Annotated in this window: 20 protein-coding genes; 9 read left to right on the top strand and 11 right to left on the bottom strand. The window is 54.0% G+C overall.

From position 1 onward, the window contains the following. Positions 1-24: 24 nt before the first annotated feature. From GSQ70_RS24130 to GSQ70_RS24120, 3 genes are read right to left on the bottom strand one after another with little or no spacing between them, the layout of a single operon-like run. Positions 25-624: a Slp family lipoprotein gene (locus GSQ70_RS24130; RefSeq protein ID WP_158784885.1), complete on the bottom strand. Its 600-nt coding sequence runs from the start codon at positions 622-624 to the stop codon at positions 25-27. Between the two features lie 56 nt (positions 625-680). Continuing rightward, the gene (gene tsaB, locus GSQ70_RS24125) at positions 681-1,382 is read right to left on the bottom strand and encodes a tRNA (adenosine(37)-N6)-threonylcarbamoyltransferase complex dimerization subunit type 1 TsaB (RefSeq protein WP_199257305.1); all 702 of its coding nucleotides are present in this window, start codon (positions 1,380-1,382) and stop codon (positions 681-683) included. A 57-nt stretch (positions 1,383-1,439) separates the two neighbouring features. Next, positions 1,440-3,344, bottom strand: a complete 1,905-nt coding sequence (locus tag GSQ70_RS24120) for an ATP-dependent DNA helicase (RefSeq protein ID WP_158784883.1) — start codon at positions 3,342-3,344, stop codon at positions 1,440-1,442. 137 nt (positions 3,345-3,481) lie between these two features. Here GSQ70_RS24120 and GSQ70_RS24115 point away from each other — a divergent pair, with 137 nt between their 5' ends. Then, positions 3,482-3,826, top strand: coding sequence for a RidA family protein (locus GSQ70_RS24115; RefSeq protein ID WP_158784882.1), 345 nt, complete (start codon positions 3,482-3,484; stop codon positions 3,824-3,826). A 13-nt stretch (positions 3,827-3,839) separates the two neighbouring features. Here the strand turns inward: GSQ70_RS24115 and GSQ70_RS24110 are convergent, their stop codons facing one another. Next, positions 3,840-4,859 (bottom strand): hypothetical protein, encoded by a 1,020-nt coding sequence (locus GSQ70_RS24110; protein ID WP_233268483.1) that lies wholly within the window; start codon positions 4,857-4,859, stop codon positions 3,840-3,842. Between the two features lie 2 nt (positions 4,860-4,861). Next, positions 4,862-5,056, bottom strand: coding sequence for a YoaH family protein (locus GSQ70_RS24105; protein WP_158784881.1), 195 nt, complete (start codon positions 5,054-5,056; stop codon positions 4,862-4,864). Between the two features lie 111 nt (positions 5,057-5,167). On the opposite strand from GSQ70_RS24105, the gene pabB reads away from it, so the two are divergent. The 4 genes from pabB to GSQ70_RS24085 all read left to right on the top strand — a co-directional run bounded on the left by pabB (position 5,168) and on the right by GSQ70_RS24085 (position 10,630). Beyond that, complete coding sequence (pabB, locus tag GSQ70_RS24100) at positions 5,168-6,535, top strand: aminodeoxychorismate synthase component 1 (RefSeq protein ID WP_158784880.1); 1,368 nt, start codon at positions 5,168-5,170, stop codon at positions 6,533-6,535. Then, positions 6,525-7,097 (top strand): CoA pyrophosphatase, encoded by a 573-nt coding sequence (locus GSQ70_RS24095; protein WP_158784879.1) that lies wholly within the window; start codon positions 6,525-6,527, stop codon positions 7,095-7,097. Before pabB ends, GSQ70_RS24095 begins: the two co-directional genes overlap by 11 nt. 348 nt (positions 7,098-7,445) lie before the next feature. Beyond that, positions 7,446-8,810: an L-serine ammonia-lyase gene (gene sdaA, locus GSQ70_RS24090; protein ID WP_158784878.1), complete on the top strand. Its 1,365-nt coding sequence runs from the start codon at positions 7,446-7,448 to the stop codon at positions 8,808-8,810. 257 nt (positions 8,811-9,067) lie between these two features. Further along, on the top strand, positions 9,068-10,630 hold the full coding sequence (locus tag GSQ70_RS24085; RefSeq protein WP_158784877.1) for an EAL domain-containing protein: 1,563 nt from the start codon (positions 9,068-9,070) through the stop codon (positions 10,628-10,630). Between the two features lie 106 nt (positions 10,631-10,736). Here the strand turns inward: GSQ70_RS24085 and GSQ70_RS24080 are convergent, their stop codons facing one another. Beyond that, entirely contained in the window at positions 10,737-12,302 is a 1,566-nt protein-coding gene (locus GSQ70_RS24080; protein ID WP_158784876.1) for a TerC family protein, read from the bottom strand. Between the two features lie 534 nt (positions 12,303-12,836). Between GSQ70_RS24080 and manX the strand changes: the two genes are divergently transcribed. The 4 genes from manX (at position 12,837) to GSQ70_RS24060 (ending at position 16,105) form a co-directional block, all read left to right on the top strand. Further along, complete coding sequence (gene manX / locus GSQ70_RS24075; protein ID WP_158784875.1) at positions 12,837-13,802, top strand: PTS mannose transporter subunit IIAB; 966 nt, start codon at positions 12,837-12,839, stop codon at positions 13,800-13,802. A 68-nt stretch (positions 13,803-13,870) separates the two neighbouring features. Next, positions 13,871-14,671, top strand: a complete 801-nt coding sequence (locus GSQ70_RS24070) for a PTS mannose/fructose/sorbose transporter subunit IIC (RefSeq protein ID WP_158784874.1) — start codon at positions 13,871-13,873, stop codon at positions 14,669-14,671. A gap of 16 nt (positions 14,672-14,687) precedes the next feature. Beyond that, positions 14,688-15,551 (top strand): PTS mannose transporter subunit IID, encoded by an 864-nt coding sequence (locus tag GSQ70_RS24065; RefSeq protein ID WP_158784873.1) that lies wholly within the window; start codon positions 14,688-14,690, stop codon positions 15,549-15,551. A 95-nt stretch (positions 15,552-15,646) separates the two neighbouring features. Next, positions 15,647-16,105 (top strand): DUF986 family protein, encoded by a 459-nt coding sequence (locus tag GSQ70_RS24060; RefSeq protein ID WP_158784872.1) that lies wholly within the window; start codon positions 15,647-15,649, stop codon positions 16,103-16,105. On the opposite strand, the gene rlmA is transcribed toward GSQ70_RS24060, so the two are convergent. The 5 genes from rlmA to GSQ70_RS24035 form a co-directional block, all read right to left on the bottom strand. Next, entirely contained in the window at positions 16,086-16,931 is an 846-nt protein-coding gene (rlmA, locus tag GSQ70_RS24055) for a 23S rRNA (guanine(745)-N(1))-methyltransferase (RefSeq protein ID WP_158784871.1), read from the bottom strand. The genes GSQ70_RS24060 and rlmA overlap by 20 nt on opposite strands. 168 nt (positions 16,932-17,099) lie before the next feature. After that, on the bottom strand, positions 17,100-17,309 hold the full coding sequence (gene cspE / locus GSQ70_RS24050; protein ID WP_001062678.1) for a transcription antiterminator/RNA stability regulator CspE: 210 nt from the start codon (positions 17,307-17,309) through the stop codon (positions 17,100-17,102). Positions 17,310-17,370: 61 nt separating this feature from the next. Next, complete coding sequence (locus GSQ70_RS26200) at positions 17,371-17,463, bottom strand: DUF2627 domain-containing protein (RefSeq protein WP_233268482.1); 93 nt, start codon at positions 17,461-17,463, stop codon at positions 17,371-17,373. Between the two features lie 540 nt (positions 17,464-18,003). Next, positions 18,004-19,008 carry an MBL fold metallo-hydrolase gene (locus GSQ70_RS24040; protein WP_158784870.1) on the bottom strand — a complete coding sequence of 335 codons (1,005 nt, stop codon included), beginning with the start codon at positions 19,006-19,008 and terminating at the stop codon, positions 18,004-18,006. Between the two features lie 26 nt (positions 19,009-19,034). After that, a complete protein-coding gene (locus GSQ70_RS24035) occupies positions 19,035-19,304 on the bottom strand; it encodes a YebO family protein (RefSeq protein WP_158784869.1) in 270 nt (89 codons plus the stop codon). Between the last annotated feature and the right edge of the window lie 198 nt (positions 19,305-19,502).

The following is a 19,502-nucleotide window of genomic DNA, read 5'->3' as shown; positions in this document are numbered from 1 at the left end:
CGGGTCGCTAAAGAGTAAAACCTGTTATTCCGTCAGGATCGTCTGTACCTGAGCCGGTCCCTGATTATAGAAACCATAACCCGGAGCGGGTCCCCAGTAGCCACCACGATGACGGCCCGGGGGCGGACCATACCAAATCCACGGATCGATGGGCTGAGGTGGCGTGACTATCTGCTGGGTCAGGTGCCAGCGCTGATAACCAGTAACATTGACCGTAATAAAGTTATAGGTCGCCTGACCCACTTCACCTTTTTCGGTGCCTTTTATCGGCCCGACTACGGTGACCATCTGATTATTAAAATCAACCGGATCGACAAATCCGTTAATGTCCGCATAAATACGACCAATCGACGGGCTTCCTAATACCGGTCTGGCGGTGTCATCAAGGCGCATGGCGGCAATTTCCAGCCGGGTCATGCCGTTTTTATTGGTGACCTTTACCACCCGCCCACCGAAGCGCGACTCCTGCCCGACATAGATCTGCGGCGCGTTAAGCACACGCACCAAATCCTGCTGTGGTGTCGGTGAAGTGCCCCGCACTGAATCCGGTACGCTGACACAGCCCGCCAGCAGAGCCGAGGCCAAAACTAAACTTCCTAACTGCAACAAAACACGTTTACGCATAAAGTTCTCCCAGTCCTGTTAGCTTGGACTTCACCGCCACTGATTAGTTGCTGCGGTTACTCGCGTCCCGGCAATTTTTTCCATGCCACTTCATTGCGCAAATAGGTTGGTTCGGCGTTTTCAACCGCCACCGCTTTGCCTTCTGCCAGAGCAGCCACCGCCAGCGGGATCATGTCTTCCGCGCATGGCAGCTCAACTCCTGTCGTCTGGAGTGCCAGCGAGCCCGAAGCAGCCAGTTGCGGATAAGCCTTCCAGCCAGTCCCCACCAGCGCCCACTCGCCGTCCAGTTGTTCCATACGTTGCTGTGCCGCTTCCGGCTTGAGCACCGCTTCCGTGTCTTCGCCCTGCCAGTTGCCTTTTTCGTCACGCTGGTATTCGGCCCAGTAGACCTCTCCCATTCGTGCATCAATGGCTGCCAGCACGCGGGTCGCTCCGGTCAGTCGCCAGGCGCTCTGCGCCATGGTTTTCAGCGTTGATACACCCACCATCGGCAGCGCCGCACCCAGTGCCAGCCCCTGAGCAATACCAATGCCGATGCGAACGCCGGTAAAACTGCCCGGCCCCTGACCAAAAGCTAAGGCGTCCAGATCGGTTAAGGCTGTCTGCCGCTGCTGCAAAATATTCCGGACCAGTGGCAGGATGCGCTGCGTATGTTCGCGCGCACAAAGCTCGAAGTGAGCCGTTATCTGATCATCTTTCAGCAGAGCAACTGAACAGGCTTCTGTCGCCGTATCAATAGCCAAAATTCGCGTGGACATACTTACCTCTGGCGGGATAAAAATTTCGGCGCGCAGCATAGCATACTGCGCGGAAAATTACTGTCGCGGCTTGAGGAATTCAACCGCCTGCTGAATATCACGTGTGCGTGGCGTGGGGGGCAGACTGTTAAGAAAAACAGCGCCATAAGGACGCATCACCAGCCGGTTATCGCAAATCACCAGTACGCCGCGATCGTCGACATCGCGGATTAAACGCCCGACGCCCTGTTTCAAAGTGATTACCGCATCCGGAAGCTGTACCTCATCAAAAGGATCGCCACCACGCAGCTTGCAGTCTTCCATTCTCGCTTTCAGTAGCGGATCGTCCGGCGAAGTGAACGGCAGTTTGTCGATGATCACCAGCGACAACACGTCACCCCGTACGTCCACCCCTTCCCAGAAGCTACTGGTGGCTACCAGCAAGGCGTTGCCCGCGGCAATAAACTGCTTCAGCAGTTGGCCTTTACTGGTTTCTCCCTGCAACAGGACAGGTAATGTCAACATCGCGCGAAACTGCTCGGCCAGATCGCGCATCATCTGGTGCGAGGTACAGAGAAAGAAGCAGCGGCCGTTATTGGCCTCAATCAGCGGCAGCAGCATCTGAGCCATCTGTCGTGCGCTGCCTGGTTGGTTAGGCGACGGCAAATTACGCGGCACGCAGAGCAACGCCTGGCTGGCGAAATCAAACGGGCTGTCGAGGATCATTGTCCTGGCCTTACTGACGCCGAGGCGGTCGACAAAATGCGTCATCTGCTCATTTACCGCCAGCGTTGCCGAGGTGAAAATCCAGCTGGCAGGCCGTTCATTCATCACTTCACGGAAGCGTTCAGAGACCGATAATGGCGTCAGGGCCAGCACGAAGTGGCGGGAATTGCACTCATACCAGTAGCTGAAACCCGGCTGGCTGACATCCTTCAGGCGCTTCAGCCTGCCGCGATAGAGCGCAGCCCTGTCAAAGGCAGCATCAAGCAATGCGGAGCGACCGAGTGCCATTTTCGCCACGTCGTAACACAGTTCAAGTGCGTCATCGAGCAGCAGCAGCGAACGCTGAATAGAGGGGTTGTTCAGCAGATCCCGCAAGTTACCGCGAAAACCAGGATCCCCCAGTGCCAGACGGAAATCCTGCGCGCTCTGCGCCAGCCGGTCAGCAGACTTTTGCAGCTGCTGCATATCCCGGATTTCAGTGCGGTAGGCAATGGTTATGTCTTTGGCGAGGTCGATCAGCTGCTTGCTGGAGAGCTGTTGCCCGAAATACTGGCTGGCGATATCCGGGACCTGATGGGCTTCATCGAAGATCATCACGTCGGCCTCGGGGATCAGCTCGGCAAAGCCGCTCTCCTTCACCACCATGTCTGCCAGGAACAGATGGTGGTTGACCACCACCACATCAGCGTCCATCGCTTTGCGACGGGCTTTCACTACAAAGCAGTCCTGATACTGCGGACAGTCGCTGCCCAGGCAGTTATCGTTGGTGCTGGTGACCAGTGGCCAGACCGTACTGTCTTCCGCCACGCCTCCACAGGTGCTGATATCGCCATCCACGGTCTCAATCGACCAGCCACGCAGATGTACCAGATCGCTCATCGCCTGAGCGACCAGCTCGCCACCGGCCATCGACTGTTGCTCAAGCCGCTCCAGACACAGGTAGTTGGAGCGCCCCTTCAGCAGCGCCATTGAACCTTTGAATTTGAGTGCGCGGGCAACAGTCGGCAAATCGCGGCTGTAAAGCTGATCCTGCAGAGCTTTAGAACCGGTGGAGACGATCACTTTTTTGCCAGAACGCAACGCCGGTGCCAGATACGCATAGGTTTTACCCGTGCCTGTTCCGGCTTCCACCACCAGCTCATGCCGCTCTTCAATTGCCCTGCTGACCGCCTCTGCCATCTGCCGCTGGGGTTCACGCGGTCTGAAACCGGGAATAGCCTGCGCCAGCGCGCCATCTGCTGCAAAATCGTCTGCCACACTTCCTCACTGCCGGAATAAAAACACTGTTTATTATGTCAGTATCCACGCCCTCACTCCACCCTTAAGGTGACAGCCGGGGAGAATTTATGGCAGGCTAGCGGCAAATTTACAGCGATCTGCAAGAGGGAAAACTGATGAGCATTGAACGTCTCGATCCGGAACACCGCATGTCTGAAGTGGTTATTCATAACGACACGGTTTACTACACCAGCGTACCGGAGAATCTGGATGAGAGTGCTGAGGCGCAAACGGCTAACGCGCTGGCGGTGATCGACCGTATTCTGACCCGTGTAGGTTCGGACAAAAGCCGTATTCTGGATGCCACCATCTTTCTGGTGAACAAGGATGATTTCCCGGCGATGAACCGTGCGTGGGATGCCTGGGTTTCACCAGGTAATGCGCCAGTACGTTGTACCGTGCAGGCCGGGCTGATGAATCCAAGATATCTGGTCGAAATCAAGATCGTCGCCGCTAAGTAATTACCATGGTGCTTCAGCGTGACGACGCGAAAAGCACCTGTCTGCCGGCTGGTGAAGGGAATACGCAGCGGACATCATGCCGACAGCCGTCCACCACTGTCAGCTGATGCGGCCTGACCGGTTTGAGGACATCACGATCGTACTGCGTGTAGTTCTCCCCCCGATCCAACCGGTAATTTCCCTGGCTGTTTGCCGCGCATGATTTATCCAGAATGCGGTAATACACTCCCCGTCCTTTGCCCCTATCGTTACCCCCTTCCAGATAGCTGATATCTGCAGAGCGATAGCGTTCCCGCGCACCGGTAACATCGTTTTTCAGCCATTCAGGGACATTGTCCAGGCCATACTTCCAGTCATTCGCCGTCTTGCAGTCCGGCATTACCGGTCGCTTATCAAAATAGAGCCAGCTTCCCGGATCGCCAATCACATAACGCATCCGGATCCCTTCCGGCGGTCTGGCGAAGGCAACATAATGCTGTACAAACTGTCCGCCAGCTGAAAAGCCTGCCAGCGTGACCTGCCGCAGTGAAGGCCAGCGATGCCTGAGATGGGCCACCAGTTGATCGAGAGCACCGAAAGCACTCAATTTGCCGCTGATGTCCAGGCCGCCATCGAGCCATGAGTGGCAGTTCCAGAGGGCGTCATCAGGCAATGTTGCTGGCAGACCGGACGAATGACAATGCACCGACTGAGCGGCAGAAACCTGAAATAACGGAGCAATAATGGGAATGTTGCTGGCTGCGGGATTACCGCTGGCAGCCTGTAAAGCAGCGCTGAGGGTGTTGCCGACATCACGCGGATGGCCGTGCATCACAATTAACACCGAGGTGGTATTTTTGTCAGCATCCTCACCGGAGATAAAGTAATGGAAGTTGCCAGCGGAATCACTGGTGGCGAAGGTCTCTTCTTTAAAACCTGAAGGAATGCCTGCGGCCTGAGTCATAGCAATCGGGCCGCAGCAAAACAGCAGAACGCAATAAAGGCGCGTCAGGAGAGGGGGCGTCTTCTTCTGCCAGCCCGCCTTACGTTTCACAATTACTCCGCGTCATCTTCTTCGTCTTCATCTTCAAAACGGGCAGCAATCATGCCTCCGGTGTGCGTTTCGCGGATTTCCGCCGCCACCAGTTGGATAGCCTGCCCGCTGCTCATGCCTTCGGCCATCAGCTCCTGAATGCGTTCCACCGCCTGTTGCTGCTGCTCGTGGGAAAGCGCCGGTAAACCAGTAATCATATGTACTCCTGTCAGGTAGCGCGGATGATTCCGCGCGGAACAAACAGATGCCAGCAGCAGAAAAATATGCCAGGCTTGCGGCCTGTTAATGTCTCGATCTGCTTAAAATCTATGTCAGCTGTTTATTATCCCCTGAAGTATACCCCGGAAGCGCTCGGGGATCTGTTTGCTTGTGTGTCTGACCATCCCTGGTCGATGCTGCTGCATTCCGGTTTTGCCGAGCACAGCGATAATCGCTGCGATATCATGGTGGCCGAACCGCTAAAAACCCTGACTACCGTGGGTGAACTCACCCGCGTGCAGAGTGCCGGAAGCCTGATTGAAAGTCACGAAGACCCCCTGACACTCCTGCAGAATGCTCTGCAGGAGTGTGGGCTTGAGGCAGATGAGCGCAGCGACTCTCCCTTCCAGGGGGGCGCAGTGGGACTGTTCGGCTATGATTTGGGCCGCCGGTTCGAAAAACTGCCGCAGCAGGCTGAACAGGATCTTCATACACCGGATATGGCTGTGGGAATTTATGACTGGGCATTGGTAGCCGATCATCACCTTAAAACGCTGACGCTGATTGACCATGGCAAAGCACAGGTCCGGCTGAACTGGCTGCACGCCCTGCAACCACGTCAGCAGGCTATGCCCTTCCGGCTGACCAGCCCGTGGTTGTCGAATATGACCCGCGAGCAGTATGGGGAGAAATTCCGCCGCGTGCAGGAGCTGCTGCGGAGCGGAGACTGCTATCAGATCAATCTTGCCCAGCGCTTTCAGGCAGGCTACCAGGGGGATGAGTGGCAGGCTTTCAACCTGCTGAATCAGCAGAACCGGGCGCCTTTCAGCGCCTTTCTCCGGTTACCGGGTAGCGCTGTTCTGAGCCTGTCACCGGAGCGCTTCCTGAAAATCGGGGCAGGGACAGTGGAAACCCGGCCAATTAAAGGCACACTTCCCCGCCTCAGCGACCCGCAGGCTGATCGGGAGCAGGCTGATAAGCTGGCGAATTCCCCTAAGGATCGGGCAGAGAATGTGATGATCGTCGATCTGCTGCGCAACGATATTGGCCGCGTTGCCCTGCCTGGCAGCGTACAGGTGCCGGAACTGTTTGTGGTGGAACAGTTCCCCGCAGTGCATCACCTTGTCAGCACGATAACTGCCAGGCTGAAGCCGGAACTGACCGCCTGCGATCTGCTGCGTGCCTGTTTTCCCGGTGGCTCGATTACCGGTGCGCCCAAAGTCCGCGCGATGGAAATCATCGATGAGCTGGAACCCCATCGCCGCAATGCCTGGTGTGGCAGCATCGGCTATCTCAGCGTCTGTGGCCGGATGGATACCAGTATCACTATCCGCACGCTGACCGCCGAAGCAGGCCAGCTCTATTGTACCGCCGGAGGCGGAGTAGTGGCCGACAGCGTCGAACAGGCCGAATATCAGGAAACCTACGACAAACTGAATCGCATTCTTCCCTGCCTGGAACAGCGCGATGGCGGATAATCATCTGACGCTGGATCAGTTCATGAGCCGGTTTGTGCTCCAGCTCCCGGAAGTTCAGACGGCGATAATGCCAGCCCGCCGGGCAGCCGTGCTGGTGCCCATTATCGATCGTCCCCGTCCCACGCTGCTGCTGACACGGCGCGCCGCCACGCTGAGAAAACACGCAGGACAGGTCGCGTTTCCCGGCGGCATGATGGATCCTGAAGATAACTCGCTGATCGCTACCGCCCTGCGCGAAGCAGAAGAAGAAGTGGCGATCCCACCAGCCAGCGTGCGCGTCGTCGGCGTGCTGCCAGTGGTCACCAGCAGTACCGGCTTTCAGGTTACGCCCGTTGTCGGCATCCTGCCGGATACCCTCAGCTGGCACGCCAGTGAAGTTGAAGTGGAGTCTGTCTTTGAAATGCCACTGCAGGAGGCGCTGAGGCTGAGCCGCTACTCTTCGCTTGATATCCAGCGCAACGGAATCGGCCATCGCGTCTGGCTCTCCTGGTTTGGGGACTATTTTATCTGGGGCATGACCGCAGGAATTATCCGCCAGCTCAGCTTGCAGGTGGCAAAATAGACAGTTCCTGCACAAATTAACGACGCATTGCCTGCCTGACATCTCATTTTCGCTATTAACCACCATAAAGTGGCGCTTTATACCAACTAAATCACTTCACAATTGGCGCGAATCCTTTATATTGCAGCGCAAATTATCAGGATGCCCGGCGCTTACGGAAGCCTGCGCGCTTTGCCTTAGTTCAGATAAGGCATACTTCAGCACAAAACGGCCTGACAGGCCGCCTGCTGCCATAACTTTATTGTCTGAACCTGATTAGTTTATTTCATGCGATCATCTGCCTCAGGATGATTACTATTAGTGCATCAGTTTCCGGGTGGTTCCAGTAGCCCCGTTAAGGAGCAAAGTGTGATAAGCGTTTTCGACATGTTCAAGATCGGCATTGGCCCTTCCAGCTCGCATACTGTGGGCCCAATGAAAGCCGGCAAACAGTTTGTCGACGATTTGGTAAGTCAGGGCATCCTGGAGAGCGTCACGCGCATTGCCGTGGATGTTTACGGTTCGCTGTCGCTGACCGGGAAAGGCCACCATACCGATATTGCGATTATCATGGGCCTTTCCGGCGCATCTCCTGAGTCAGTGGATATTGATGGTATTCCGGGCTTTATCCGTGATGTGGAAGAGCGTCAGCGACTGTTGCTGGCCAACGGGCGCCATGAGGTAGACTTCCCACGCGAAGGCGGAATGGTCTTCCGCAGCGATAACCTTTCCCTGCATGAAAACGGCATGCGCATTACCGCTTTTGCTGGTGAAAAACCAGTCTGGAGCAAAACCTATTATTCCATCGGCGGCGGCTTTATCGTTGATGAAGAGCATTTCGGTCAGTCGACGCTGGATGAAGTATCGGTGCCCTATCCTTTCAACTCTGCCAAAGAGATGCTGGCGCACTGTCACGAAACCGGTTTGTCACTCTCCGGCATGGTGATGAAGAACGAGCTGGCCCTGCACAGCAAGGCGGAAATTGAGCGCTATTTTGCCGACGTATGGCAGAGCATGCGGGACTGCATCGATCGCGGTCTGAACACTGAAGGCGTGCTGCCCGGTCCGCTTCGCGTGCCGCGCCGTGCCTCTGCCCTGCGCCGCCTGCTGGTCTCTTCGGACAAACTCTCCAGCGATCCGATGAACGTGATTGACTGGGTGAATATGTTTGCGCTGGCAGTTAACGAAGAGAATGCTGCCGGTGGCCGCGTGGTGACCGCACCCACCAACGGAGCCTGCGGGATTGTTCCGGCGGTACTGGCTTATTACGATCACTTTATCCAGTCGGTCAGCCCGGACATCTTTATTCGCTATTTCCTCGCGGCTGGCGCAGTAGGCATCCTGTATAAAATGAATGCTTCGATCTCTGGCGCAGAAGTGGGTTGCCAGGGGGAAGTGGGCGTGGCCTGCTCCATGGCGGCGGCCGGTCTTGCCGAGCTGCTGGGAGCCAGCCCGGAGCAGGTTTGCGTGGCTGCGGAGATTGGTATGGAGCACAACCTCGGTCTGACCTGTGACCCGGTTGCTGGTCAGGTTCAGGTGCCCTGCATCGAACGCAACGCCATTGCTTCCGTCAAAGCGATCAACTCGGCAAGGATGGCAATGCGCCGGACCAGCGAAGCGCGCGTGTCGCTGGATAAGGTCATCGAGACCATGTATGAGACCGGGAAGGATATGAATGCCAAGTACCGGGAGACCTCCCGCGGCGGCCTGGCAATCAAGGTGCAGTGCGACTGATTTTCTGAAACAGACATCATACCGGTGAATGCCACCCTTTTCGGGTGGTATTTTCTATAATTTATAAAAAAATAATTACTCCGCCAGCTATCACCTGATTCCAGAAAACGCTAGAGTGTTTCTGACCGGGCGGTGCGATAAGTCACTGTTTTAATTATTCCGTATTTCTTTCACATAAGACTAAACTTACTGCTTATTTTGCCGATAACGGGTGTTCGGTCTCTGTTTTCGTGTTTCGAACAAAGGGTGGTTAACTGATGCAAATGTCCCAGGAAGTTTTAGGACAGTTCCGCCGCAAGCGATTGTTTATCGCTGTGGTCGTTGCCGCATTGGTTCTTATCCTCATCTTAGCATTCCGTTTCTTTGAAGAAAAAAGCCGTATCGAGCAACAATCCCGCTCTTTTGCAGATAACGCTATCCAGCGTTTTGACCGCCTGTTTTCGCCGCTGGACGTGGCAGCCAACAACACGCTCGGTCTGGTAGGGTTACCCTGCGAAGAGGTGCGCTTCCCGCTGATTGAAAAGCTGGCTTCACTGCAGACCGTACGCTCCATTATCCTGGTCGATAAAGACACCATGTACTGCTCCAGTATTTTCGGCCGCAAGACTCTCAGCTTCAGCAACTCCTTTCCGGAACTGGCGGTTAATAATCAGCGCATGATGCTCAGCACCGACCAGCATCTGCTGAAAGGTTCGCCGATCCTGCTACTGTGGACGCCGCACGACAATAATAACCGCGCCGGTATCCTGCAGGTGATCAACATCGAGATGATGAGCAACTACCTGCTGGAGCCTACTCTGCCCTGGGTCGAACGTGCCATTTTCAACGTGGGCGGTAAGAGCCTGGAATATGGCAATCCGATGATCGAAGAAGCTGTCCCTTCTGAAGATGAAGTCAGCTATCAGGAATCCTCACTGCGATATCCGTTCAGTATTACCTTATTTGGCCCGGCACCGACGCGACTGGCTCTGATGACCGTCCCTTCCCAGTTGCCGCTGGCTTTGCTACTGAGCCTGCTGATGGGCTATATTGTCTGGCTGGCTACGGCGAACCGGATGAGCCTGTCGTGGCAAATCAGCTACGGCATTACCGCCCGAGAATTTATGGTTTACTGTCAACCGCTGATTAACTCACGCAGCGGCGACTGCGACGGCATCGAGCTGCTGCTGCGCTGGCACAACCCGCGTCAGGGCTGGATACCTCCGGATGTGTTTATTCCACTGGCTGAACGGCATAATCTGATCGCCCCACTCACCCGCTTTGTACTCAGCGAGGTGGTTCGCCAGCTGCCGGTGCTGCCAACCTGCCCGACTTTCCATATTGCGATTAACGTCGCTTCCAGCCATTTCCACGATCGTGAAATTATCGACGATTTGCAGAGGTTCTGGTGGCCAGCCAACCCGGTACCACAGCTGATTGTCGAACTGACCGAACGTGATTCCCTGCCGGAAGTGGATCAACGTGTGGTGTCGCATCTGCATAAAATTGGCGTCAAGCTGGCGATTGACGACTTCGGCACCGGTCACAGTTCGCTTTCCTATCTGAAGACGCTGAGCCCTGACGTGCTGAAAATCGATAAGGTCTTCACCGCTGCAATCGGCACAGACGCGATCAACGCCACAGTCACGGATATGGTGATTTCGCTGGCCCAGCGTCTGAATATCAGCCTGGTGGCTGAAGGCGTGGAAACGGCAGAACAGGCCGAGTATCTGCGTGAAAAAGGAGTGGATACGCTGCAGGGATATTTCTACGCGCGTCCAATGCCGCTGGGCGACTTCCCTGAGTGGCTCAGAGAGCATAAAACGACCCTGATTGCCTGAATAAAAAAAAGGGGACGAATAAATTCGCCCCCTTCCTTCGCTATCGTCTCACTTATTTGCTGCGAGCCGGATCAAACCGGGACGAAAAGCTCCGTCCCGTTGGATGTTATTCTTCCCGATCTTCATCGTGAGGGTCTCGCTCACGAGTCACCCGTACCAGATCGACACGGTAGTCCGTGGCTTCAATGATGTGGAAACGCAGCGGGGGTAGCTCTATTACCTCACCAGCCTGTGGCAACTGCCCTTTCTGCGCAATCAGCAAACCGGCAAGCGTTGCATGATCGTCATCCGGATTCACCAGCACCTGAGTATCCAGCAGCTGCTGCAGCGAATGTAAATCCGTCCCGCCTTTGACCAGCCAGCCGTCACCGTCAGCAATGATGTCCGGCGTTTCATCTTCGTCCGGGAACTCACCGGCAATCGCCTCCAGCACGTCCAGCGGCGTAATCAGCCCCTGCACCACGCCAAACTCGCTGGTCACCACCACAAAACTGCCTTTAGCCCGACGTAACACGCCCAGCAGGTTAATCGGATCCAGCGTTTCCGGCACGATGATTGGCGGCGTTGCCGCAGCAAACGTCATCACATCCATGCCATGATCCAGCGCCACAAGCAGCTCTTTAGCCCGCACCACGCCGATGATTTCATCCAGCTCGCCCCGGCAAACCGGAAACAGGCTGTGCGGCGTATCAAGCAGCTGCATACGAATTTCATCCAGCGGACGGGTGGCATCGACCCAGGAGATATCGCCGCGCGGCGTCATGATGCTGCGCACTGAACGGGAAGCCAGGGTGAGTACGCCATTAATCATGTAACGTTCTTCATCCTTAAAGGCTTCCTTCGGCAGGATTTCCGACACTTCTGTACCTTCTGCATTGTTCGCTTCCTGACTGCGACGGCCCCCCATCATTCGCAGGATGGCCTCCGCGGTTCTTTCACGCATCGGCTTGCGGGCCTGATTACGCATAAAGTTTATGCGTGCGATCTGGTTGAACAGTTCGATCAGAATGGAGAAACCAATCGCCGCGTAGAGGTAGCCTTTCGGGATATGGAAACCGAAACCTTCGGCCACCAGGCTCAGACCGATCATCAGCAGGAAGCTCAGGCACAGCACCACCACCGTCGGATGCGCATTGACGAAGTTGGTCAACGGCTTTGAGGCCAGAAGCATCACACCCATCGCAATCACCACGGCGGTCATCATGATCGCCAGGTTATTTACCATGCCCACAGCGGTAATCACCGCATCCAGTGAGAACACGGCATCCAGCACCACGATTTGGATCACCACGGCCCAGAAGCTGGCATAGCCTTTATTGCCCCCTTCTCCATGGTCGCGGTTCTCCAGCCGCTCATGCAGTTCCATGGTGGCTTTGAACAGCAGGAACAGACCACCAATCAGCAGGATTAGATCGCGACCGGAAAAACTGAACTCCCCCACGCTGAACAACGGGCGCGTCAGAGTCACCATCCAGGAGATCAGTGACAGCAGACCCAGACGCATTATCAGCGCGAGTGACAAACCAATCAGGCGCGCTTTATCACGCTGCTTTGGCGGCAGCTTATCGGCAAGAATGGCGATAAAAACCAGGTTATCAATACCCAGTACGATCTCAAGAACGACCAGCGTCAGCAGACCTGCCCAGATTGAGGGGTCTAAAAGAAATTCCATTACAGACTCCGGAAAAAGGAACGGGAAAACGCAGCCGGCGAACACAGGATCGCACAGCGTGAGAAAACACAGAGGGAATGAACATTGTCGTCAGATGACGGGATGAAACTGGCCGGATGACCCGGTGGCATGATTAAGCGACTTCGGTGACAGTCCATGGGGAGGGCTGAGGCCCGTTACTCCTGTAAAAAATAAGGATCACTACTGTAAACAGCTGCACCGGCTACGTCAAAAATATTTTCTTACATTTACACATTTTCAGGTCATTTCGTGCTGCTCTTTTAAGCAAAGGCGTCAGAAGATGATATCGGCGTCTAAATAGCTGAGCACCGTCACATAATTTATTTTTTCGCGGACTAAAATAAATCCCGTCTCTGAATTTGGGTTTGTGGCGTTAAGCAGTGACAAAGAACGTTAACAAAGCTCAAAATATAAACACCCTTTAATTCATGCTATTTGCTCTGGCATCTGGCTGAATACTCGCGCGGCTCGCCAGTACTTCGGGTCGCAGATTATTGTATAAGGAGGTAGCAAGTGACTATTGCTATTATCATCGGCACGCACGGCTGGGCTGCAGAGCAGCTGCTGAAAACAGCAGAAATGCTTCTTGGGGAACAGCAAAACGTGGGGTGGATTGATTTTGTGCCCGGCGAAAATGCGGAAACCCTGATTGAGAAATATCAGGCACGAATGGCCGATTTAGACACCAGCCAGGGCGTACTTTTTCTGGTCGATACCTGGGGTGGCAGCCCGTTCAATGCAGCCAGCCGTATCGTGGTTGATAAAGAAAACCATGAGGTTATCGCCGGGGTAAATATCCCGATGCTGGTGGAAACCTTAATGGCACGCGATGACGATCCCACCTTTGATGAACTGGTCGCTATGGCGGTAGAAACAGGCCGCGAAGGGGTGAAGGCCCTGAAAGCGAAAGAGCCGGCACCTGCCCCGGTCGCCGCTACCCCGGCCAAAGCGGCTCCCGCGGCACAGAAACCCATGGGTCCAAACGATTACATGAAGATCGGCCTGGCCCGTATTGATGACCGCTTAATCCATGGTCAGGTTGCGACCCGCTGGACCAAAGAAACCAACGTCACCCGCATTATTGTGGTCAGTGATGAGGTGGCTGCGGACCAGGTTCGTAAAACCCTGCTGACTCAGGTTGCCCCTCCTGGCGTCACCGCTCACGTGGTGGACATCGCCAAAATGATCCGCGTCTGGAATAACCCGAAATACGCTAACGACCGCGTCATGTTGCTGTTCACCAACCCTACCGATGTGGAACGTCTGGTGGAAAACGGCGTGAAAATTACCAGCGTCAATATTGGCGGTATGGCATTCCGTCAGGGCAAAACGCAGGTAAATAACGCCGTTTCGGTGGATGAAAAAGATATTGTCGCCTTCAAGAAACTGAACGAGCGCGGTATTGAACTGGAGGTGCGTAAGGTCTCCAGCGATCAGCGTCTTAAAATGATGGACCTGATTGGCAAAATGGCCCATTAAGCCGGCCATAATTTATTGCCTGACGAGTCAGGTTTAACTCAGTTCACGAATGTCAGAGGAGAAGTACAATGGAGATTACCACTCTTCAAATTGTGCTGATATTTATCGTTGCCTGTATTGCAGGTATGGGTTCCATTCTCGATGAGTTTCAGTTCCACCGCCCACTGGTGGCCTGTACCTTAATCGGCATGATTTTAGGGGATATGAAAACCGGTATTATTATCGGTGGTACGCTGGAAATGATCGCGCTGGGCTGGATGAACATCGGTGCAGCGGTTGCCCCTGATGCTGCCCTTGCCTCGATTATTTCGACTATCCTGGTCATCGCCGGAGGTCAGAGCGTTGGTGCCGGTATTGCACTGGCCATTCCGCTGGCCGCGGCTGGTCAGGTACTGACCATTATCGTGCGTACTATCACCGTGGCCTTCCAGCACGCAGCAGATAAAGCGGCCGAAAAAGGCAACCTCTCCGCTATATCCTGGATCCACGTATCAGCCCTGGTTCTGCAGGCAATGCGTATCGCCATTCCGGCAATCATCGTTGCCGTTTCCGTGGGTACCAGCGTTGTTCAGGGTATGCTCGAATCTATCCCTGAGGTGGTCACCAATGGCCTGAACATTGCCGGTGGCATGATTGTGGTTGTCGGTTATGCGATGGTCATCAACATGATGCGCGCAGGTTACCTGATGCCTTTCTTCTACCTCGGTTTCGTTACCGCGGCCTTCACCAGCTTTAACCTGGTTGCGCTGGGCGTGATTGGTGTGGTGATGGCGATTCTGTATATCCAGCTGGCACCGAAGTACAACCGCGTGGCGGGTGCACAGGGTTCCGGCCCGGTAGCCAACGACCTTGATAACGAATTAGATTAAGAAAGGGTGAAAACAAATGGTTGATACCACAACAACTACTGCGCCAGCTGGCACGCAGAAGAAACTGACCCCGGGGGATGTGCGTGGCGTGTTCCTTCGTTCTAACCTGTTCCAGGGTTCATGGAACTTTGAACGTATGCAGGCGCTGGGCTTCTGCTACTCCATGGTTCCGGTGATCCGTCGCCTCTACCCTGAAAACAATGATGACCGTAAGCAGGCAATCAAACGCCATCTGGAGTTCTTTAACACCCACCCTTACGTTGCGGCTCCGGTGCTTGGCGTAACCATGGCGATGGAAGAACAGCGTGCTAACGGCGCACCGATTGATGATGCGGCAATCAACGGCATCAAAGTGGGTCTGATGGGTCCGCTGGCTGGGGTGGGCGACCCTATTTTCTGGGGCACCGTTCGTCCGGTGTTCGCCGCGCTGGGAGCCGGTATCGCGATGAGCGGTAGTCTGCTGGGCCCTCTGCTGTTCTTTGTTCTGTTTAACCTGGTTCGTATGCTGGTTCGCTATTACGGTGTGGCTTACGGCTACCGTAAAGGCGTGGATATCGTCGGCGATATGGGGGGTGGCTTCCTGCAGAAACTGACCGAGGGGGCGTCGATTCTGGGCCTGTTTGTGATGGGGGCATTGGTTAACAAATGGACCCACGTTAACGTGCCGCTGGTTGTATCACGCATTACCGACCAGACGGGTAAAACCACCGTCACCACCGTGCAGTCAATTCTTGACCAGCTGATGCCAGGGCTGATCCCGCTGCTGCTGACCTTTGGCTGTATGTGGCTGCTGCGACGTAAAGTCAACGCGCTGTGGATTATTATGGGCTTCTTCGTGATCGGTATCTTTGGATACTGGATCGGCCTGCTCGGCGTGTAACCGTGAATACCGGGGGAAACCCCGGTATTTATTCAGAGGTCAGCCGGAATCGCTTTGACTAAAACGATCCCGGCTGTTCTTTCAGAGGAAAAAAGATGTCACTGACTGATTACGTCATCGTGCTGTTTATCACGTTGTTTCTGCTTTACGCGATTTACGATGAACTGATTATGGACCGTCTGCATGGCAAAACCGGTCTGAAGGTGCTGCTGAAACGAAGAAACAAGCTGGACAGCCTGATCTTCGTTGGCCTGATCGCCATTCTGCTGTATCAAAACCTGAATAATCACGGCCCGCAGATCACCACCACACTGCTGCTGGCTCTGGCTTTTGTTTCGCTTTATTTGTTCTGGATCCGGCTGCCTAAATTGCTTTTAAAGGCCAATGGCTTCTATTACGCCAATATCTTTATCGCCTGGAGCCGGATTAAAAGTATGAACCTGTCAGAAGACGGTATTCTGGTTATTGAGCTGGAAAATCGCCGCCTGCTGATCCATGTTCGCAAGCTGGACGATCTTGAAAGTATTTATCAGTTTATGGTTGAACAGCAGTAAGTTCTGCAACTACCCTGCGCTGCCATAAACGCAGGGTAAAGTCGGTTTCACAGGCAAACTCGCTGGTGGTTGCCAGTACTCCCCACACTTCCGGACGTGCGCGCCACGCAAACGGCGTCATCTGCAGCAGTGCTGCAGACTCTTCGCTGTTCAGCCGCAGCGGATAATTCAGTGAATGCTGTTCCACCAGCTCAAAACCGTCCATCCGCTCCGGCGTTTCATCGTGCAGTTTCACTTCCTGATAGATAAGCTCTTTAAATTGGATCAGATGGCGTGGACCTGGCGTAACGGTCAGCACATAACCATTATCCCTCACCACACGTGCCAGTTCTTCAGCCTTACAGGGTGCATAAATTCGCAGCACTGCATCAAACTGAGCGCCTGCAAAGGGCAGACGGTGGCTGGAAGCCACACAGAACTCAACGTTGTGATAACGCTTAGCACCAGAGCGCACCGCGACTTTTGACACATCCAGCCCGTAAATCAAAGCCTCACCTCGCGCCTGCAGGCGGTTAGCCACTTCGTGGGTGTAATACCCTTCCCCGCAGCCAATATCCAGCAGGCTGACTGGCGACTGCGGCAGTACACGCTCAAACAACTCACAAACTTTCTGCTGCAGAGCTTGATAGTGTCCGGCATCGAGAAACTCGCGCCGTGCCTGCATCATATCTGCGCTGTCGCCTGGCTGGCGGGATCTCTTATGCTGTACCGGCAACAGATTAACGTAGCCCTCTTTTGCCCGATCAAACTGGTGCCGGTTTTCACAGCGCCAGACGGACGCTTCAGGCAGCAAGGGCTGATGGCAAAGGGGACACAGGTACGACATAGCACTTCTCCGGCAACATTGACGGCGGCAGTTTACCGGAAAGCGACCGACGACGGCACCCTTTCCTGCAGCCAACGAAAAAGCCCTGCCATTTCTGGCAGGGCTTTGACATTCAGATTCTTGCCTGGATTACACGACGCGCGGGCAATAGCAGGCTCAGATCGAAAATTAGATAGCGGTGACGTTCACAGCAGCAGGGCCTTTCTGGCCATCCTGAATTTCGAACTCAACGTTCTGGCCTTCAGCCAGAGTTTTGAAGCCATTACCCTGGATTGCAGAGAAGTGTACGAACACATCTTTGCTGCCGTCAGCTGGGGTGATGAAACCAAAACCTTTAGACTCGTTGAACCACTTAACCTGACCTTTAATCTTTGCCATTTTGCAAATTCCTTAGAGTGTTTATTCGCCCGAGGGCTTACGTACAGAAAAACCAGAGACACTACTGCATGAGGCACGAATTAAGGCTCGGCAAGGAAGCGGTATTCAACTTAACGTCTTTGCTCAGAACTTCTTTACTGAAGATGCCATACATAAACAGAACTGTACCTCGTTTAACCCAGAAAGCGTTATCACATATTCGTTTATTAATGGCAAGTCATTTTTAAACAGTGATAGAGATGCCGCACACTATTGAAACGGGTCTGGCACAATTTGCACATTATGCAGAGCGTCTGAAAACGTTAATGGTTAAAAACCGAATGCTGCAGGCCTAATTGTTACTCAAAACGTAGGGTCTATGATAGCCCGCCGTCTCGCCGAAGTCTATTCCCCCCGTTTAACGCTGTCACCAGTATGGCCTGAATTTATTGCACAATTATGGCATTGCTTGCTCAAAAAAATTCATTGCCCCAAGAAGGTCATAGGTTAAAAGTCTGTCAACCACTGGTGTACAAAAAGAAGCCGCTGGTACAATTTCATTTTAAATTGCACCAAAATCAGGAGGCTGTATTTCACATTGCCCCATTAAAAAGCACAAAGGTCTTCAATTTATTCCCGGTCGTACCATCAATCTCTTTGTATTATTAGACGTGCTTCTCATTTCTTCACAGCGTTAAATAAAAGGGTTTTAGGATTATTCCTGGAATATATTATTTAGCGCCTTTTTCGCGCCAATTTTCCATGGCTGGAATCGGCTTTCATCCATTCCTGCTGCCTGCATGGCCGCCGACAGCACTTTCGGCGGTTCATCCAGCGATTCGTCCGCCAGTTCGAACACACCCCAATGGATAGGGATACTCAGCGGCTGACCTAATGCCTGGTGCAGAAGCACTGCCTGTTCCGGGTCCATATGCTGCCCGCGCATGAACCATTTTGGTGCATAAGCCCCCACAGGTAATGCCGCCAGGTTGAATGGCCCCAGTCGTCGGGAAATTTCCAATAGATTTTCCGTATAACCACTGTCACCGGTAAACCAGAAATTTAATTCTTTATTTTGTATCACCCAGCCACACCACAGCGAATGGTTCCGGTCCCAGGGCGTTCTCATGCTCCAGTGACGGGCAGGTACAGCATGAATTTGCAGCCCTGCAGCGTCGGTGGTTTCCCACCAGTCCAGCTGCACCACATTTCGGGCACCCAGCCTGCTGAACCACGGCTTTAGCCCCAGTGGCACTACGAACTGGGTTTTGGGAAAGCGTTTAAGAATTTTTTTTATGGTAGGTCGATCAAGATGATCGTAGTGACTATGCGAGATCAGTACGCAGTCCAGCGCCGGTAAGTCTTTAATCTCAAGTGCAGCGGGCGTTTTGCGCTTCGGACCGAAGAAACTCACCGGTGAGACGCGCCTGGACAAAGCTGGATCGATAAGCGTATATTTTCCGCCAGACCGCAGCAGCAAACAGGCATGACCCAGCCACCAAACGGCGTCCTCCTCACCAGTGAGATCCGCTTTCTGCCACCACTGCTGAGTAAACTTGTCATAGCCCTGAGCCGGAGGAAAAGGCAATCCTTCCGCTTTACGCTCCTGGCGCCAGCGCCTGAGATCACCATTCTGCCGCAATTCTTCTTCATGATTACAAAAACCATCAGGCGTGTGATGCGCCTTGAGGGGATCGTACCAGGGGTTGAGCCACACCATAGAATATCTGTCCTTGAGTTGGGCGATTATCGCTCCGGGATCAAACGGGTAAAGTCTTTGCTCTCTTTCTCACTGCCGGCGGCCTGCTCTTTACCGGCCACGGAATCCGTCAGGCGGCGCAGCAGTGCATTTTGCCGCTTCTGCTCTTCCAGTAATGCCTCCAGCAGGCGAACCTGTTGAGTGGCTTTTACGCTGGCACGATTAATGAAATACCAGGCTATCAACCCGACGATCGCCAGCGCGACCAAAAACCCCATCGACGTATAACCCATTGCGCCATTCGCTATCTCATTCATAAGTGCCTCAAAGTTCAAGCTACTCTGCTTCCTGACTGGAGAGCAGACCTTGAAGAATTCTACCAGGTCGCACGCGAATTGATAGCCAGCTCACATAAATTTCAGAACGTTCGCGCAGGCGAAAGGTCACCAGTTGTGTATTCTCAATTCGAATTGCGTACGCTGTCACAACATGTTGATATGTAGCCGCTGATAGCG

The organism is Pantoea sp. BAV 3049, from assembly GCF_009765445.1.
Lineage (GTDB): Bacteria > Pseudomonadota > Gammaproteobacteria > Enterobacterales > Enterobacteriaceae > Erwinia.
Note: the sequence above shows the minus strand (reverse complement) of the source record. Positions and strands in the feature narration are given on the sequence as shown.

What these genes read in the sequence shown, in the direction of transcription:
- rlmA (WP_158784871.1), bottom strand. Translation starts at nt 16,931, where the DNA reads ATGTCGTACCTGTGTCCCCTTTGCCATCAGCCCTTGCTGCCTGAAGCG.
- GSQ70_RS24080 (WP_158784876.1), bottom strand. Translation starts at nt 12,302, where the DNA reads ATGGAATTTCTTTTAGACCCCTCAATCTGGGCAGGTCTGCTGACGCTG.
- cspE (WP_001062678.1), bottom strand. Translation starts at nt 17,309, where the DNA reads ATGGCAAAGATTAAAGGTCAGGTTAAGTGGTTCAACGAGTCTAAAGGT.
- pabB (WP_158784880.1), top strand. Translation starts at nt 5,168, where the DNA reads ATGTCAGCTGTTTATTATCCCCTGAAGTATACCCCGGAAGCGCTCGGG.
- GSQ70_RS24095 (WP_158784879.1), top strand. Translation starts at nt 6,525, where the DNA reads ATGGCGGATAATCATCTGACGCTGGATCAGTTCATGAGCCGGTTTGTG.
- GSQ70_RS26200 (WP_233268482.1), bottom strand. Translation starts at nt 17,463, where the DNA reads ATGTATGGCATCTTCAGTAAAGAAGTTCTGAGCAAAGACGTTAAGTTG.
- GSQ70_RS24060 (WP_158784872.1), top strand. Translation starts at nt 15,647, where the DNA reads ATGTCACTGACTGATTACGTCATCGTGCTGTTTATCACGTTGTTTCTG.
- tsaB (WP_199257305.1), bottom strand. Translation starts at nt 1,382, where the DNA reads ATGTCCACGCGAATTTTGGCTATTGATACGGCGACAGAAGCCTGTTCA.
- GSQ70_RS24070 (WP_158784874.1), top strand. Translation starts at nt 13,871, where the DNA reads ATGGAGATTACCACTCTTCAAATTGTGCTGATATTTATCGTTGCCTGT.
- GSQ70_RS24040 (WP_158784870.1), bottom strand. Translation starts at nt 19,008, where the DNA reads ATGGTGTGGCTCAACCCCTGGTACGATCCCCTCAAGGCGCATCACACG.
- GSQ70_RS24065 (WP_158784873.1), top strand. Translation starts at nt 14,688, where the DNA reads ATGGTTGATACCACAACAACTACTGCGCCAGCTGGCACGCAGAAGAAA.
- GSQ70_RS24130 (WP_158784885.1), bottom strand. Translation starts at nt 624, where the DNA reads ATGCGTAAACGTGTTTTGTTGCAGTTAGGAAGTTTAGTTTTGGCCTCG.
- GSQ70_RS24105 (WP_158784881.1), bottom strand. Translation starts at nt 5,056, where the DNA reads ATGATTACTGGTTTACCGGCGCTTTCCCACGAGCAGCAGCAACAGGCG.
- GSQ70_RS24085 (WP_158784877.1), top strand. Translation starts at nt 9,068, where the DNA reads ATGCAAATGTCCCAGGAAGTTTTAGGACAGTTCCGCCGCAAGCGATTG.
- GSQ70_RS24035 (WP_158784869.1), bottom strand. Translation starts at nt 19,304, where the DNA reads ATGAATGAGATAGCGAATGGCGCAATGGGTTATACGTCGATGGGGTTT.
- GSQ70_RS24115 (WP_158784882.1), top strand. Translation starts at nt 3,482, where the DNA reads ATGAGCATTGAACGTCTCGATCCGGAACACCGCATGTCTGAAGTGGTT.